Below are 16606 nucleotides of genomic sequence, written 5' to 3'. Positions count from 1 at the left end.
GCGGCGGTCACCATGACCGCCGCGCCCGCACCACGGGCCCCGAAGTGCTCATCCGGTCCGCAGCCGGTGCACCCCTCCCATCCTGGTGCCGGCGTAGAGCCAGTCACCGTCCGGGCTGGTGGCCATCGAGATCACGTCCAGGTTCTGGAGGCCACCGGAGACGTTGGTCCAACTGCGCCCTCCGTTGGTGCTGCGCAGCACTCCACGGCCGCCCTTGACCAGGCCGTTCGCGGTGAACGACGAGGTGCCGGCGTAGATCGTGTCCGGATCCTGCGGGGAGAGGACGGTCTCCGAGACCTGGAGCGGCAGTGGCCCGGTGTCCGCGGGGCGGAAGTGCGCGCCACCGTCGTCGCTGACCCGGAGCGTGGAGCCGCCGATCACCAGGTGTTTCCCGTCCTTGGAGAGAGTGATGGCGCTGACCGCGCCGTCGGCGACCTTGGTGACGGTGGCGCCGAAGTCGTCGGAACGATACAACCCGTCCGCCGCGCCCAGCCACAGCCGGTCGGGGTCGCGGGGGTCGGTGGCGACCGCCCGGAACATCCGGTCGTGGTAGAGCTTCTTCCAGGTCTCACCGCCGTCCAGGGTCCGGTAGACCCCGGGGCCGGCGAGGCTCCAGAAGGTGACGGCCACCCGGTCGTCGTCGACCGGGCCCACCGCCAGGTTCAGCGGTGTCTCGTTGGTCCGGCCGCGCTCCTTCCAGGTCTTGCCTGCGTCGCCGCTGCGGTAGACGTAGAAGCTGGAGAGGGCGTCCTTGCGGATCTTCCAGACCGTGTCCGGGTCCTTCGGCGAGACGGTGATCTGGCCGACCTTCCGTCCGAGGTAGGCCTCCGACCCGCTCAGTCCCCACTCGGCGGTCTGTGGGGTGACCGGCCCGGTCGGCAGGGCGGTGCGGTAGATCTCGGAGTCGGTGCCGGCCAGCAGTTCGGGCTGGTCGGTGCCGAGGACCGCCAGGTCGTATGCATTGGCCCCCTGGATCCCCACGCGCCGCGGGTCGCTGCCGTCCTTGCCGGTGGTGAACATCCCGGCCCCCGGTGCGGACCACAGCAGGGAGTCGTCGGTCCAGGGCGACAGGTCGGACATCACCGAACCGCTGATGGGCTTGTTCACCACCGTCCAGGACCTGCCGTGGTCCCTGCTGAGGTGTTGCTGGGCCCCGATGGCGAAGATGGCGAGAATGCCCCTGCTCAGGGTGATCGACTGGAATCCCCCGCTCTGCGCCCGGTACAGCTCCTCCCAGCGACCGCCGCCGTCCTGGGAGCCCACGACCCGGTTGTCGAAGGTGATCATGGCGACCAGGTCCGCGTCGGCGGTCAGACCACGCAGGCGTTCCCCGGCGGGCGCGTCGTACACCCGTTCCGCTGCCGGTGCCTCGTGGGCGTCCAGCACGCCAGGCAGTTTCCACACCGAGGTGTAGCCGCCCAGGTAGAGCGAGTCACCGCCGATCGCGGCGTCCCGGACCTCCGTACCAAGCGGGTTCGGCCGCTCGGTCCAGGTGTTGCCGCCGTCGTGGCTGAGCAGCACCGCGTCCGCTGTGACCAGTGCGAGCACTCGGGACTTGGGGTCGCCGACCAGGGCGTAGAGGTGGGTGTCGGGGACGTCCAGGCGCTGCCAGTTCCGTCCGCCGTCGCGGCTGCGGAGGAGCTGCCCCTGGTAGGTGTAGTCGAGCACGCTGTTCACCCCGCCGCCGGTCTGCGCGTTGACGGCGTACCAGAGGGTGTCCGGGTCCCGGGCGTCGACCAGTGCGGAGCCGGTACCGTTCGCCACCGGCAGCCGGGAGAGCTGCCGCCAGGTGACTCCGGCGTCGTCGGTCTTCCAGGGGCCACGGTTGACGTACTGCGTCAGGACCGCGGTGGACGGGTCGGCCTCCGTGCTGGCGATGTTGCCGGCGTCGCCGTTGGGCCCGATGGGCTCCCACCGCCGGCCGCCGGGCCGGTTGTCCTCCGGCAGTGCCTCGAAGGCGGAACCGCCGCGCAGCCGTTCGCCGCTTTCGGTCTCGGCGCGCACCGAGACGGTGTACGTGCCCGCGTGGTCGCCGTCGAGCCGTGCCCGGTACCAGTTGCCGTGGTCGTGCTCGGCCACGCTCTCAACCGGGCGGCCTTGCGGGGGTGTCACGGTCACGGTCGGGGAGCCGGCGAGCGGGACGGGGCTGAAGATGAACGCGGTGGAGTCACCGTCGCTGGGATCCGGTGAGGTCTGCACCACCAGCGGCCGGACCGCCAGCAGGTAGGGCACCCGCAGGCTGGGCTCACCGGTCCGCTCCGGGTCGGCGACCAGCCAGCCGGCAAGGTCATGGTCGGCGCTGGTGCCGACATCGCCGGACACCCGCACGGTGACGGACCGGGCGCCGCCGGCCGGGATGGTCACCCGGCCTGGACTGACGCCGACGTCGCCCGCGTCCTTCCCGGCCGCCCGAGTACTCAGCCGCAGCGTCGTCGACCGGTCGGAGGTGTTGCGCAGGGTGACCTCGCCACTGCGGCTGACCCGGTCCCGGGAGAGATCCGCCAGACCCAGCGAGAGTGAGGTCGGGGAGGCGGTGACGGTGGCGTCGGCGGCGTCCGCAACGTCCAGCCGGCCGGCGCCCTGCGCGGTCGTCGGAGCGTCCTCGACCGGGGTGGCCGAGCCGATCAGCCGGGCACGGATCTCCTCCGCGGAGGCGCTGGGGTCCAGTTGGCGCAGCAGGGCGGCGGAGGCGGCGGCGTGCGGGGCCGCCATGCTGGTGCCGGAGAGCCGGTAACTTCCAGGCGCCCACTGCCGCTTCGGCCAGGTGGAGCGGATCTCCACTCCGGGCGCCACCAGGTCGGGCTCCAGCTGGAAGTCGGTGCCCGGGCCGCGTGAGCTGAACGAGGCGATCCGGTCGGTGACATCCTGGCCGGAAACGGATATCTTCACCGGCCCCTTGGCCAGGGCGGTGCTCAGCTCGGGCCACTGTGTCTCGGCCAGGCCGAGGACCACGATCTTGTCCATCCGGAAGCTGTCCCCGGACTGCCGGGCGCCCAGGTCGACCCGTACGGTGCCAGGGGTGTCCAGATCCCCGGTGCCCGCCTGGGCGCGCTGGGGGGCCAGCACCGGCCCGCTGGAGTTGGTGTACCCGAGCAGGGCGATCGCACCGCGCTCCTCGGCGAGCCGCGCCTGCTCCAGCATTCGTGGTTGGACGTTCCCGAGGCTCTGCGGCAGCTGTGCGCGGTAGGCGACCACCTTGCCTGTCACGTCACCGACCCGGTCGTAGTCCTGCGCGGTGCCGGCGCCGACGTCGACCAGCTCGCCGGTCACCTGCTCCTGGGGCGGGTTGGCCGAGTACGGCGCGCGGTAGGTCTGGAGCAACTCCCGGCGCGGGGTGACCATGTGGGCGGTCGGCAGGGTGAGCCCGCTGGTGGAGGCGCCGACCGAGAGAACGCCGTCGGCGACGGCCGGGGTGCTCACGGTGCCGGCGCCGGGGCCGCTGTTCCCGGCCGCGGCGACGACCACGACGCCCAGTTTGCTGGCGGCCGTCGCGGCCCGGCCCAGAGGGTCGGTGCCGTCGCCCGGCCCGCCCAGGCTCAGGTTGACCACGTCGGCGCGGTGCGGGTTGCCGGGGTCCACCGCCGCCTCCAGGCCGGCGATGATGTCCGAGGTGTAACCGGAGCCGTCCGCGCCCAGCACTTTGTAGGCGGTGAGCTGCGCCTCGGGGGCGACGCCGAGCACCCCGTCCGGTCGCTGTCCGTCGGCCGCGATGATGCCGGCGACGTGTGTGCCGTGGCCGTTGTCGTCCATCGGATCGTCGTCGTCGTTGACGAAGTCGTGGCCGCCGACCATCTTGTGGTCCGCGCCGAAGCCGCCGCCCAGGTCGGGGTGGCTGTAGTCGACGCCGGTGTCGACCACAGCGATGGTGGTGCCCGCACCGCGGACTCCAGTGCCGCTGGGGTCCTTGCTCTGCCAGACCTTCGAGGCGCCGATCAGGTCGACGCTGGTGTCGGTACTGGCCCGCATCCGGGTGTCGTCGAGTACCGCGGAGACCCCGGGCAGGGCGGCCAGCCGGCTTCGGTCGGCCGATGACACGGTGAGCGCCACGCCGTTGACCAGCCCGGTGAGCCGGGCCCGGGGGGCGGCTTCGATCCCGGCATCCCGCACGGTGGTGAGGAACCGGGTCTGGGCGGTGCGCAGTTCGGCACGCCGTTCCCGTACCTCTCGCACCGCGGAGGTGGAGACCTCACCGCGCGTATCGATCCGCGCCTGGTCCACCGACTGGAAGGCGGGGCCGCCGTCAAGTCGTACCAGCACGCGCTCGGTGGCACTTTCGATTGTGGCCGCCGCGCTGTCGGTGGCGGCCGCACGTTGGATGCCTTCGGTGGCGAGCCCGCTCAGGGCCACAGCAAAGGCCATGGTCAGCACGACGGTTCGTCTTCGGGAGAGGCGCATCGTCCAGTCGTAGCGAGCCACCGGTGTGAGCGGCAACGCCAGGGAAGTCCCCTTGCGGCCATTGGCACGCATGGGCCACGATCACGTTCGACAACTCAAGGGGTCAATCTGCGGGAAAGTGGCCAGTGCCCCCGACGGAGCGCCGATGGCCCGGCTCTGAAAGGGCCACACCTGTCGCTGGGACGACGTGAACGGGCGGGACCGTCGACGAGCCGCGTGCGGGCCGGTGCCGTAACCGGCATCGCCGGGGCGGGCTTCGAGCACGGTCGTGGCGGTGTCCGGGAGGGTGGCGTGGAGGAACTCGACGACAGCGGCAGCCTGAGGGCTGTCGGAGTCCCCCGGTTCGACGAGGGTGTCTACCGGACGCTGCTCGGGCATCGCGACGCGACCCCCGCTGAGTTGGGCAGGGAGCTGGGCTTCCCCACCGACCGAGTGGACCGCGCGCTCACCCGGCTGCGGCTTCAGGGACTGGTGAGCCGGCTGTCCGGACGGCGACGGCGCTACACCGCCATCGAGCCGGACGCGGCGGTGGAGGCCCTGGTACGCCACCGCACCACGCAGCTGGAGGCGGTGCGCACCTCCGCGATGGAACTGTCGTCGCTGTTCCACTCGGTACAACGCGGAGACGGCCGGGGCGGCGCAGTGGAACTGTTGGAGGGGCCCCAGTCGCTGGGCCGCTGGTTCGTCCGACTCCAGCACCAGGTCCGCGAGGAGATGCTGGTACTGGACCGGCCACCGTACGCGCTGGCGCCGAGCAACCCGATCGAGCCGGGCAGCCTGGCCGGTGGGGTGCGGTGGCGGGCGGTCTACACCCCGGAGGCACTGGAGGTTCCGGGCGCGCTGGAGGAGATCGAGAGGCTGGCGGCGTTGGGCGAGGAGGGCCGGGTGCTGCCGGACCTCCCGATGAAGTTGGCGATCGCCGACCGCCAGGTGGCGCTGCTGCCGCTCAGTCTGGACATGGACAGCTCCCGTGCCCTGCTCGTTCGGGAGTCGACCCTGTTGGACGCGCTGATCGACCTCTTCGAGTGCTACTGGGAACGGGCGCTGCCCCTCGCACACGGTGGGCGGCCTACGGCCAGTGGGCCTCACCCGGCAGGCGGCCCGGACCCGGACGAAGCCGACCGCGCCCTGGTGGCGCTATTGGCCAGCGGAATGACCGACGCCGCGATCGCCCGCCGTCTGGGTCTGTCCACCCGCACCATGCGCCGCCGCACCCGTCGGCTGTTCGACGAACTCTCCGCGAGCAACCGTTTCCAGGCGGGAATCCAGGCGGCCCGCCGGGGCTGGCTGTAGCCACACTCTTTTCCGGGTGCCTCGCGGTCCACTCAGCGCCGTCACCCGGCAACCGCCCCCGCACCAGGGCATCGCGAACGCCCGACCGCTGCAGCCCTTGCCCACGGCGATCACCGTACTCGGAAATGCACTTGACCTGGGCACTCACGACGCCGATGACCCGCAGACTCACCCGCATGGGCACCCGCACCATTTGGTCGAAGAAGACCTGACCACGTGGTCCCGCCACTCAGCCCGAAAACATTGCGGCCGTCCACCCCGCGCGAGCGCTACTGCCAGTTGAGGTTCCGGAGCCGTTCGATGGACATCTGAAGAGCGCCGAAGGCGCGATCAGCATCCTGCGGAGTGACTCGGTTGGCAGGCAGGATGCCGTCACGCGCGTTACGAATGCGGGCATAGGTGTCGAAGCAGACGACAACCTGCCGGATCGCTGAATCCAGGGACTCGGACGGGGACGGAGAAGAGGGCTCCTGGGGCGACATCGCGAGACTCCATCGGGACGGCATCTACTGGTTCGGACCACGACGGGTCCATCGCCGACCAGACTTCCCGGCACACCATCCGCCCAACGGAGCAAGGCGAACTGCCGCCACCCTACCTGTGGCAACACCAGCACGACACACAGGTGGCCTACTCAACGCACAACCCGATGAGGTGGGCCAGCCGGGTCGCCAAAAGGACTGGGTGCTGATCGGTGGTCAGGTAAGCGCCGTCTTCATCACGCTGAAACTGGTCGGTCGACCGGCAGGCGCATGTACCTGGCACAGTCGGAAAACTGTCAGGCTCAGCTCCTCGCAACCCGCTGGCGAAGCAGGCTGGCTGGGTTCTCAGGCGGGGTGGCGACCGGCTCGTCACCCCCACGTCGGGTGACCGACTGATCGACGCTGAAGTCTTCACCCCGCCCCCTGCGCCCACTGACGGCCGGACCGTACTGGGACGCCATGGCCGAGGCGGCCTTAGACCGCGCTTCCATCGCCCACGCCGCAACCACCGCACCCCGGCGGACGGCACGGTCGCGGTGTCCGCGCACGGGGACGACGCGTCCGGTTCTGTGGTGCTGTCCGTCTCGGATGGCTGCGGCAGCATCCCGTCGGACGACCTGCCGCCCCGCACCCGGCCGACGGGCGCGGGCCTCGGCCTGGCGATCGTCCGCGGCATCGTGGAGGCCCACCACGGCCGGGGCGCGGTGCAGAACATCCCCGGCGGCTGCCGTTTCGACGTGGTCCTCCCGCTGGCGCCCGCCGCGCAAGTCTGACTTTCGGTCAACCTCCAGTAGCTGACTGTAGGTGGCGTTCAGCTTCGTGGCAGGAAGCCGGCACGCGAGTCTCGCAGTGCCTGCTCGCGCGCGCCTGCACAGTAGTGCCGGCCCAGCCGCCAGGAGCGGCGCGGACAAGGGGAGGCCGATGACCGCACCTGACAGTGCGCCCGTGCATCCCCTGCCCGAGGAGAACTTGCATGGGGCGACATGACACTCGGCACACACAGGGTCCGCGATGCGATTGGTCGTACGCCGCCGGTCGTCGCCGGGCAGCGGCCGCATCGAGCCCTGCTCGGTCAGGGTGCCGAGGGCGTCGGCCGGCGCCAGGCGGCGGCCGCGTACCTCCAGCGCTTGAGGCGGTCCATCCCCCGCCCGACCGTGATGTCCTGCCACTTCGTCGGCGCCTACCTGCAAGGCTCTTTCGCACTGAACGCCGGGGACCTGACCTGCACAGCGACTGCGTGTGGCAGGGTCACGCGCGGTAGGCCATGGGAGCGTTGTCAGGCCGGGGCTCCGCCGAGTAGTGCGGAGGTCCGGCTGGCGGCGTCGCGGACCTGCGTGACGAGGGTGTCGAAGTCCACTGCGGTATCGCGCAGGTAGCTCACACCGACGGCGCCTTGGCAGCCTGCCGGGTTGAAGACCGGTGCTGCGACGCAGGTGACTCCTGGTGTGATCTGTCCGTTGTCGGTGGCGAAGCCGCGTTGACGGATCTGGGCCAGCTCCGCGGTGAGTTGCTGGAGCGGATCCGCGACGCCGGTGCCGTTCGGCGCGGTCAGTTCGATGTGTTCGGGCAGGCGTTCTTCGGCCAGCCAGGCGAGGCAGGCCTTGCCGACGGCGGTCAGGTGGGACGGAAGGCGCGCGCCGACAGAGCTTGCCAGACGGATCCCGAGGCCGGGTGGGTCTTGCTTGCACAGGTAGACGGCGTCGGTGCGATCGAGGATCGCGTAGTGCGAGGTCACCCCGAGCGCGCGGGTGAGCCGGCTCAGCTCCGGGGCCACGATGCCGGTGACGCCGACGCGGCGCAGGTGGGCGGAGCCGACCTCGAATGCCTTCATGCCGATGGTGTACGTGGCCGGCTTGGGCAGCGACACGAAGGACTCGTTCACCATGTCGCGCAGGATGCCGAAGGCCGTGCTCTTGGGTATGTCGAGCTTCTCGGTGATCTCGGTCAGCGTCATCGCCTCGTCTGCGTGGGCCAGTAGGTCGAGGATGCGCATGGCGCGGACGACGGATGTACTCACGTTCCTCCTCCGGGTCTGTTCGCATATAGAAACACCGTTCCTCATGTGCCATCAATGGGCCCGCCGCACTCGACAACCGACCATTGACACTCCGGTTGAGCCGCTCCTATGGTGCCTCCGTCCGTATAAGCGTTTCAGTTTCGTATATACGAACAAGAGCTTTCCGCTCCCGACGCGCGGGCGAGCACGTCGGCCCCGCGGGCGGACGACTGGCATCGATCCCGGGAGGGTCTCCTCAATGATCAAACCTCGGCCGTGGCTGAGTTGTATCCAGCCCTATCGGCCCGGTGCGCATGCGAGCAGCGAGGACGGCTCGCTCGCGTCCAACGAGTCGCCGCTCGGCGCGAGCCCGCGGGTGGCCCAGGCGGTGGCCGAGGCCGCTGCCGGGGCCCACCATTACCCGGACCCGTTGGCGAGTGAGCTGCGCGGCGAGCTGGCCCGCCTGCACCAGGTCGCTCCCGAGCAGATCCTCGTGGGCAACGGCTCCGACGAACTGATCTTCCTGCTGGCGTGGGCCTATCTTGCCCACGGCGGTCGCGCGGTCTGCGCGGATCCGGCCTACCGCATGGACGAGATCAGCAGTCAGGTGGTCGGTGCCCATCTGACGAAGGTCCCGCTGCGCGCCTGGGCCCACGACCTGGACGCGATGGCAGAGGTGGACTCCGACATCGCCTACGTGGTCAACCCGCACAACCCGACCGGCACCGCGCTGCCGCTGGTGGCGCTGGAACGTTTCGCCGCCGAGAGTCGTGCCCGCCTGGTCGTGGTGGACGAGGCGTACATCGACTTCACCGACAACCCGAGCACCACGACCGCGATGCCTCTCGCCCGCGAGCGCAGGGTGGCGGTCCTGCGTACCTTCTCCAAGATCCACGGGCTCGCCGGTCTGCGAGTCGGCTACCTCGTGGCGGACAGCGCCATAGTGGAGACGCTGCGCAAGATCCGGGCCCCCTTCTCAGTCGGTGTGCTGGCACAAGCCGCCGGTCTCGCCGCCCTGCGGGATGCCGGGCACCACCAGGCTGTCCGACAGCACACCCTCACGCACCGAGAAGCGCTGACCAGCCTCGTCACCCGCGCTGGCTACCAGGTCGTCCCCTCCCAGGCCAACTTCGTCCTGGTAGAAGCCCGGGACGAAACAGAACTGATCGACAGGCTCGCCAGGCACGGCGTGGCCGTCCGCCCCGGAAGCGCCCTCGGCGTGCCCGGAACCGTACGCATCAGTGTCCCGACGACCAGAGGGCTCGAACTCGTGGAGCGAGCTCTCGCCTGACGCCGCCCTCCCCCGACCGAACTGGTCCGTCAGGCCTGGCCGCAGCACCTCGCACACCTCTGACCCCGCCCAGCCCCATACCGTCGCCGTAGGAGGCGCACCCATGGCACAACTGGATCCGCCCGTCAGACCCACTGGGCTCGTCGAACGCCGCACCATCGACGTCGTGCCCGAATCCGAGCGCCACGGCAGCCCCTTCAACCAGTTCACGCTGTGGTTCGGCGCGAACATGCAGATCACCGCCGTCGTCAACGGCGCGCTCGCGGTCGCCTTCGGCGCCGACCCCCTATGGGGGATCATCGGACTGCTGATCGGCAACCTGCTCGGCGGCATCGTCATGGCACTGCACTCCGCCCAGGGTCCGCGCCTCGGCCTGCCGCAGATGATCTCCAGCCGCGCGCAGTTCGGCGTCCTGGGCGCAGTCCTCCCGCTCGTGATGGTCATCGTGATGTACCTCGGCTTCGCCGCGACCGGCACCGTGCTGGCCGGCCAGGCCGTCAACGAGATCGTGCACACCAGTGCCCGCCCGGTGGGCATCATCGTCTTCGGCACCCTGACCGCGCTGGTCGCGGTACTGGGATACCGCTACATCCACGCCCTCGGGCGTGTCACGACCGTTCTCGGCGGCATCGGCTTCGCCTACCTGGCCTTCCGGCTCGTAACCACCACGGACCACCTCAGCTCCCTGCTCGGGGCCAAGCCCTTCGACGCCGCGACCTTCCTGCTCGCGATCTCTCTCGGCGCCGGATGGCAGCTGACCTACGGCCCTTACGTCGCGGACTACTCCCGCTACCTGCCCAGGACAACCTCCCCACGCACCACCTTCCACTGCACCCTGTGGGGCAGCGTGCTCGGCTCGCAGTGGTCCGGGTCCTTCGGCGCACTCTGTACATCACCAGCTTCCTCGCGCTGTCCGTTCTCGTTGCCCTGCTGGCCAGCCACGACTTCCTCAGCAACTTCAAGAACTTCGTCCTCACTCTGCTGATGGTCTTCACCCCTTGGAGCGCCATCAACCTGGTGGACTACTACCTCGTGGCCAAGGAACGCGTCGACATTCCCGCCCTGTATGACCCCGACGGCCGCTACGGCCGTTGGAACCTCGTCGCGCTCGGCTGCTACGCCGCCGGGATCGTCGCCCAGATCCCCTTCCTCGCCCAGACCCTCTACACCGGCCCCATGACGAAAATGCTCGGCGGTGCCGACGTCTCCTGGATCGTCGGACTGGTCGTCACCGCCGCCCTGTACTACCCCCTCAGCCGCAGTCGCTCCCGGGCACCGGAACAGATGGTCTATCCGGAGGGCTTCCTGTCCGACACCGCCCCCGCCAGCGCCAGCGCCACAACACCGAGCTAATCGCAGCCGGCGCAACCTGCAGCCGTACCTGCCGCCGGAGCGCCTGCTGCCCAACTCTGGCCCCGCCGACACCCCCGGATCGGCGGGGTCGAACCATCCCGAAAGCTGACGAAAGCGACGAACGGACGCTCCCATGGACCCCATCCAAGAACTCGCCGGCCTCCTCACCGGCGGCCGTCTGATCACCGACCCGGACATCGTCGACGGCTACCGCCGCGACGAGGCCCACACGGTCGTGGCCGGTCACCCCCTCGCCGTCCTGCTGGCCACCAGCACCGAGGAAGTGTCAACAGCCATGCGTTGGGCGCACGCCCACGAGGTACCCGTGGTGCCCCGCGGCGCCGGAACCGGCCTGGCCGGCGGGGCAACCGCCATCGACGGCTGCCTCGTGCTCTGCCTGTCCCGGATGACGGCCATCCGCGAGGTCAACGCCGAAGACCAGTACATCGTCGTCGAGGCCGGCGTCATTACCGCCGACTTGGACCGCGCCGCTGAGGCGGTGAACCTGATGTACGGGCCCGACCCGTCCAGTTGGGAGACCTCCACGATCGGCGGCAACCTCGCCACCAACGCGGGCGGCCTGCGCTGCGTGAAACACGGAGTCACTCGCGACTGGGTCCTCGGGCTCGAAGTGGTCCTCGCCGACGGCCGCGTGATCCACACCGGCAGCCACACCGTCAAAGGCGTCACCGGATACGACCTGACCAGCCTGTTCGTTGGCTCGGAAGGAACACTCGGGATCATCGCCGGCGCCACCCTCCAACTGCGCCCACGCCCGGCCCAGGAGCCCATCACCATCGTGGGCAGCTTCCCCTCTCTGCGCAGCGCAGGCGAGGCAGTCGCCGGTGTCGTCCGGGCGGGCATCACGCCAGGTCTGATGGAACTGATGGACCGGGCCACCTTGCGCTCCATCGACGACTGGAAGCACATCGGCCTCGACACCGATACCGCCGCCATGCTCCTCGCCCAGGCCGACGACGAACACGCCGCAGCCCTGATCGGCAACGTCTTCGAGGCGGCGAGCGCCGACTTCGTCGCCACCTCGACTGACGCTCTCGAAGCCGCCCAACTCCTGGAGATTCGCAGGCTCGCCTACCCGGCCGCCGAGCGCCTCGGACGGTGCCTGGTCGAGGACGTCGGTGTCCCGCGATCCCGCATCCCCGAAATGGTTGAGCGGATCGAGCAGATCGCCGCCGAGCACGAAGTCACCGTCATGACGGTCGCTCACGCAGGCGACGGCAACCTCCACCCGACCTTTGTTTTTGAATCGGGTACCGGCGAAGTCCCACACAACGTCTGGGCGGCAGCCGACGCCGTGTTCCGCTCGGCACTGTCGATGGGCGGCACCCTCACCGGTGAGCACGGCGTCGGCGCGCTGAAGCGACGGTGGCTCGAACTGGAGATCGGGGCCGAGGCCATGAGCGTGCACCAGGCCATCAAGAAGGCACTCGACCCCACCGGCATCCTCAACCCCGCCAAGGCGATCTGAGACCTGGATACAGCTCGCCGACCACGCAGAGGCCCCCGACGAGGAGTCGAAGACGTCGGGGACCTCAATGCCGACGTGGGAACGATGTGTGCACCAGCATCAGCCCGAGATTTATCCACCTGTCGTCCCACGGGATGGACACGCGGAGACACCCACACCTTGAATTCGAGACATCTGCCTTAGAGAGCGGTTCGTGAGCCTTTGAGTGCTTCCTGCTATTGCCTGTGAGCATGGGTGGAATCCGCCGGTCCGCGAGCGGGGACTGGGTGCGGTGAACCCACGCAGGCAAGGAGCAGCGGGAAACCACTGTGGTGCCGGATCGGCGTGCCTCTCCAAAACCGGCAGGCGTCCCAGGGGCGGGTCATGAGAAGGTGCGGTTCGACCCGGTAGAGGGAGAAGAATGGGGCTGACCTACGGCTACGACATCTATCTACGTCCCCGAAACGTCGCCAAGGCGCTGGCCAATCTGGGCGAGCTGGCGCCACCGGCCCCTCGCGTGCCGCCGCTCGAGCTCACCCTCCCCGGCGGTGAGCGGCTCGTCCTCCCGTTCACGTCCCACTTCAAGAGCGAGCCGGTCGACTGCTCCACGAGCAGCTCGCTCGAGCTCGACACGTCCATCATGTTCGACGTCGATGACGCACTGCGCGAGTACGCGGAGACGGGCGGCCCCGAACCCGAGGCGGACGGGCGCATCCAGATCGGGTACATCTACGCGACGATCCGGTTCGAGTCCTTCCTGCACCCTGGTTACGCGTCGGTGGAGTTCTGGGCAGCGACGTCGGGGATGAGCCGCTTGTTCGCGCGGTCGACCAACATCAGGAAGGTGTTCACCGACCTCACCGCCGCCAGCGGCGGAGTGTGCTGCCTGTTCGACACCGGCGACGGCGGCCCCGAGCAAGTGTGCTGGCTCAACAGTGAGACCACCCAGGAGATGGTCTCCGGTCCCCGCTTTCAAGATCGGCGAGCACTTGTGGCGACTTGGCCCGACCCCGAGAGGTGAGCACCGGTACCCCTTGACCAGGCACAACCCCAAACGAACCATCCGAGTGCAGTCTTCAGGGGGAGCCCGTGAAGCTGCCGGTGTCGGCTTCGGTGAGGATGCCGAGTTTGACCAGGCGTTTCAGCTTGGCTCGGGTGCCTTCGATGTTCTTCGGCAGCAGTTCGTGGTCGAGGGCTTGGCAGACGTCCTTGGCCCGCAGCGGTCGGGTCGTGTCGTTGAAGACGGCGAGGATGCGGGGGTAGTCCGGGTGTTCGGGCAGGTCCGGTGGGCCGACCGGGAGCCGGTCGGCAAGGCCGGTGACGGTCCTCCGGGTGTCACGAGATGCTCGAGGTGTGTCTCGGCGTCCCGTAGCCGGGTCTGCAGCTGGCCGATCTGCGTGCGGAGGTCATCGGTCTGAGCCCGGGCGGCACTCTCCTGGATGTCCAGCGCGTCGAGCAGGGGCCGGATGTTCATGCGGAAACCGCCTGTGGGTCGCGCCAGGCAGAGGCGTTCGTGCCGGTGAGTCGGCGGACCATGACGTGAGTCATTGCCCAGTAGACGCGGGAGGCGGACGAGGACGGATGGTGCTCGTAGTCGCGGACCATGCGCCGGTGCAATATCAAGATCCCGTAGGTCTAACTGCGCCGTACTATGCAGTTGCTTGGCGTGACCTCGATCGAACAACTGCGCCGCGAAGGGCCCTCTCTGATCATGCGAAACTGATGCGGGGTGACGCCGGGCCGGGCAACAAGCGGCCTACCAGCGCATGCCAAGCGCATCCAGGTCGGCCCGCCGCTGCGGAGCCAGCTTCGCAGCGCGCCTTCGGCTGTTGTCCACGAACATCCCCAGTTTGACCGGGACCTCTGCCTCGCCGCCATCCGGCTATGTAACATCGCCGATCCGGGAGAGCGTGCGGACGTCATCCACCACAACTCACGACTTACCCGGGACCCGGGCCTCACGTGCAAGTCACCGTGATCGCAGCCGAGTTGGATCGCATGGTCATGTGAGAGACCTGCGGGTGGACGATGGCGAGAGGTTGCCCCGAGTGCAACGGCTGCGGGTGCACGACCGACGTTGGAGGCCATGACTACGAGCCGGTGCACGAGATCGAGACCGACGACGGCGGCGACCCGCGGCTCCCATGTGACAGCCACGGGTCGCGCCCCCTCCTCCTCGGCCATGTGTCAGAAGTCTGTGCGCACAACCAAGGTCCCTGCTCAGCCAGAGGATTGACGCACCCTCATGGTGAGCAGTCGTATGAAGGCCCGTCGGACCAGGACACAGGTCAAGGAGCTTCCTTGTGAAACGCATATTGGTTCCTCTCGTCGCGGTGGCTGTAGCGTTCGGCACAATGGCCGCTGTGCCCGCCGCGACGGGTGCCGAAAGACAGGCGGCCGGCGCTCCGGTGAGCGCCGCGGCCGACGGCGCGGAGGTCGTTCCGATCCAGGTGACCGGCGACCCGTCGAATCGTTGGAACCTGGTGGTGCTCGGTGACGGCTACACCGCGTCCGAGATGCCCCAATTCCTCGACCAGGTCGATCACCAGCTGAACGTGCTCTGGGGTCTTGAGCCCTACAAGAGCTACCGGAACTACATCAACGTCTACGCCGTCGAGACTCCCTCCCAGGAGTCGGGGATCAGCTGCGACCCTCAGTTGGATTCCCCGATACGCAACACCCCTTTGAGGATGAAGCTTTGGAGCGGTTGCTCCACGAACGGCATCCAGCGGCTGCTCGTGATGGACAACAACGCGGCCAAGAAGTACGCGGCCCTGGCCCCGAAGGCTGATCAGATCCTCGCGCTGGCCAACAGCGACACCTACGGCGGCGCGGGCGGCTCGTACGCCACAGCGACCGGCGGCAACGCCATGTCGGCACTGATCGCCCCGCACGAGCTCGGCCACTCCTTCGGCGGTCTCCAGGACGAGTACGACTACTACTCCCGGGGAGTGACCAGCGGAACCTACATCGGCGGTGAACCCAAGTCGGTCCATCACACCCTGCTGACCGAGCAACAGATGCGCGACCAGAAGGCCAAGTGGTGGCGCTGGCTGGGGGAAAAGAGCGAATCGGGCGGCACCATCGGCCGGTACGAAGGCGGCATGTACTACACCGATGGTGTCTGGCGACCGAGCCGGCATTCGATGATGAAGACGCTCGGCTACTACATGGACCAGGTGAGTCGTGAACGGATGACGGCGGGCTTGTCGGGGGCCGTCAACCTCATCGGGGACTCGACGCCCACCGATGAACCCGTTGGCCCCACCGACGAGTTGTGGATCGACACCGTTCACCCGGTCTATCACGAACTCGACGCCACCTGGAGCGTCAACGGCAAGGTGGTACGCACCGTCGCCAACGCCCGCAGCGTCAATGTGCGGGACCTCCACGCACGCGCGGGCGACACGATCGGTGTGAAAGTCGTCGATGACACGGGCTTCGTCCGCGATCCCGCCCTTCGGGACAGCAGCAAGATGACTGCCACGCGCGAGTGGACGGTCGGGACACCCTCCGCACCGTTCGCCGACGACGATGCTCCGAAGATCTCCTTGGCGACGCCCGCCGACCGGCCCGTCGGGGCGACTGACGTCCTGTGGATCGACCCGAGTCACCCGCGCGACCACGCTCTGAACGTGGTGTGGCGGCTGGACGGCCATGTCGTGGGGCACTCAACGAGCCTCGATCTCGGCGGCCTCCGACTCGGCAAGGGCACCCACCATGTCGACGTCAGCGTAAGCGATTCACGCAAGCCCACGTCGCCTGCGGCAACCGAACAGTGGACAGTCGACAACACGGCGGCAACCACCAGCTACCGTGTGTCGGACCCGGTCAGCGTCTCGAAGAACAGCGACGGCACGCCGCACTACACCGTCAAGGATTCCTTCAGCCTCGCCCTCATGGCACACGACGACCAACCAGGGGCACTGACCTCGGAATTCCGGGTCGACGGCGACGGGTGGTTCCACTACTTCGGCTGGCCTACGGACGGTTCCAAGCCGTTCCTGTTCACTCCCACCGGAACGAACGTGGACGATCTGATCTACGGCAACCTCGGCACCGGAGGCCTGTCCACCTCACCGTTCGCCAAGCGGCTGCCCGGATACGGCACCCACCAGATCGAGTACCGCTCCGTCGACGCCGCCGGCAACGTGGCACCGCCCAAGAAGTTCACCGTCACGGTGCTCCCCAAGGACCCGACACCGCCGGGCTCCGTACCCGTCACATCGAGCGCGGTGACCCTCTGCGTCAAGGGTCAGACGCAGGTCGAGGTGTCCGCCCGGAACCGGTCGGCATACCAGGCCGACCTCGCGGTGAAGACGTCCTAC

7 protein-coding genes and 3 pseudogenes are annotated in these 16606 nt (G+C 68.8%); 7 read left to right on the top strand and 3 right to left on the bottom strand.

Translation table 11 applies throughout. From position 1 onward, the window contains the following. Positions 1-48: 48 nt before the first annotated feature. A complete protein-coding gene (locus ACWEK3_RS40125) occupies positions 49-4359 on the bottom strand; it encodes a S8 family serine peptidase (RefSeq protein WP_453252033.1) in 4311 nt (1436 codons plus the stop codon). A 327-nt stretch (positions 4360-4686) separates the two neighbouring features. Between ACWEK3_RS40125 and ACWEK3_RS40120 the strand changes: the two genes are divergently transcribed. Together ACWEK3_RS40120 and ACWEK3_RS40115 are read left to right on the top strand one after the other, a co-directional pair. After that, positions 4687-5688, top strand: a complete 1002-nt coding sequence (locus ACWEK3_RS40120; RefSeq protein ID WP_450543975.1) for a helix-turn-helix domain-containing protein — start codon at positions 4687-4689, stop codon at positions 5686-5688. A 991-nt stretch (positions 5689-6679) separates the two neighbouring features. Continuing rightward, positions 6680-6943 (top strand): annotated as a pseudogene (locus ACWEK3_RS40115) (ATP-binding protein); the annotation flags it as partial. Between the two features lie 503 nt (positions 6944-7446). On the opposite strand, the gene ACWEK3_RS40110 reads toward ACWEK3_RS40115, so the two are convergent. Then, the gene (locus ACWEK3_RS40110; RefSeq protein ID WP_450543977.1) at positions 7447-8187 is read right to left on the bottom strand and encodes an IclR family transcriptional regulator; all 741 of its coding nucleotides are present in this window, start codon (positions 8185-8187) and stop codon (positions 7447-7449) included. Between the two features lie 238 nt (positions 8188-8425). Here ACWEK3_RS40110 and hisC point away from each other — a divergent pair, with 238 nt between their 5' ends. From hisC to ACWEK3_RS40090, 4 genes and pseudogenes are all read left to right on the top strand, one after another. After that, entirely contained in the window at positions 8426-9457 is a 1032-nt protein-coding gene (gene hisC, locus ACWEK3_RS40105) for a histidinol-phosphate transaminase (RefSeq protein WP_453252032.1), read from the top strand. A 103-nt stretch (positions 9458-9560) separates the two neighbouring features. Beyond that, positions 9561-10810, top strand: a pseudogene (locus ACWEK3_RS40100) (purine-cytosine permease family protein). A gap of 133 nt (positions 10811-10943) precedes the next feature. After that, positions 10944-12299, top strand: coding sequence for an FAD-binding oxidoreductase (locus ACWEK3_RS40095; RefSeq protein ID WP_453252031.1), 1356 nt, complete (start codon positions 10944-10946; stop codon positions 12297-12299). A 400-nt stretch (positions 12300-12699) separates the two neighbouring features. Next, positions 12700-13299, top strand: a complete 600-nt coding sequence (locus ACWEK3_RS40090) for a hypothetical protein (RefSeq protein ID WP_453252030.1) — start codon at positions 12700-12702, stop codon at positions 13297-13299. Positions 13300-13748: 449 nt separating this feature from the next. On the opposite strand, the pseudogene ACWEK3_RS40085 reads toward ACWEK3_RS40090, so the two are convergent. Next, a pseudogene (locus ACWEK3_RS40085) lies at positions 13749-13913 on the bottom strand (IS5/IS1182 family transposase); the annotation flags it as partial. Positions 13914-14632: 719 nt separating this feature from the next. Between ACWEK3_RS40085 and ACWEK3_RS40080 the strand changes: the two are divergent. Beyond that, a partial coding sequence (locus tag ACWEK3_RS40080) for a M64 family metallopeptidase (RefSeq protein ID WP_453252029.1) occupies positions 14633-16606 on the top strand: 1974 nt, incomplete at its 3' end.

The sequence above is a fragment of the Streptomyces sp. NPDC004721 genome (assembly GCF_053601495.1).
The sequence above is the reverse complement of the archived record's forward strand: the minus strand, read 5'-3'. Positions and strand labels throughout refer to the sequence as shown.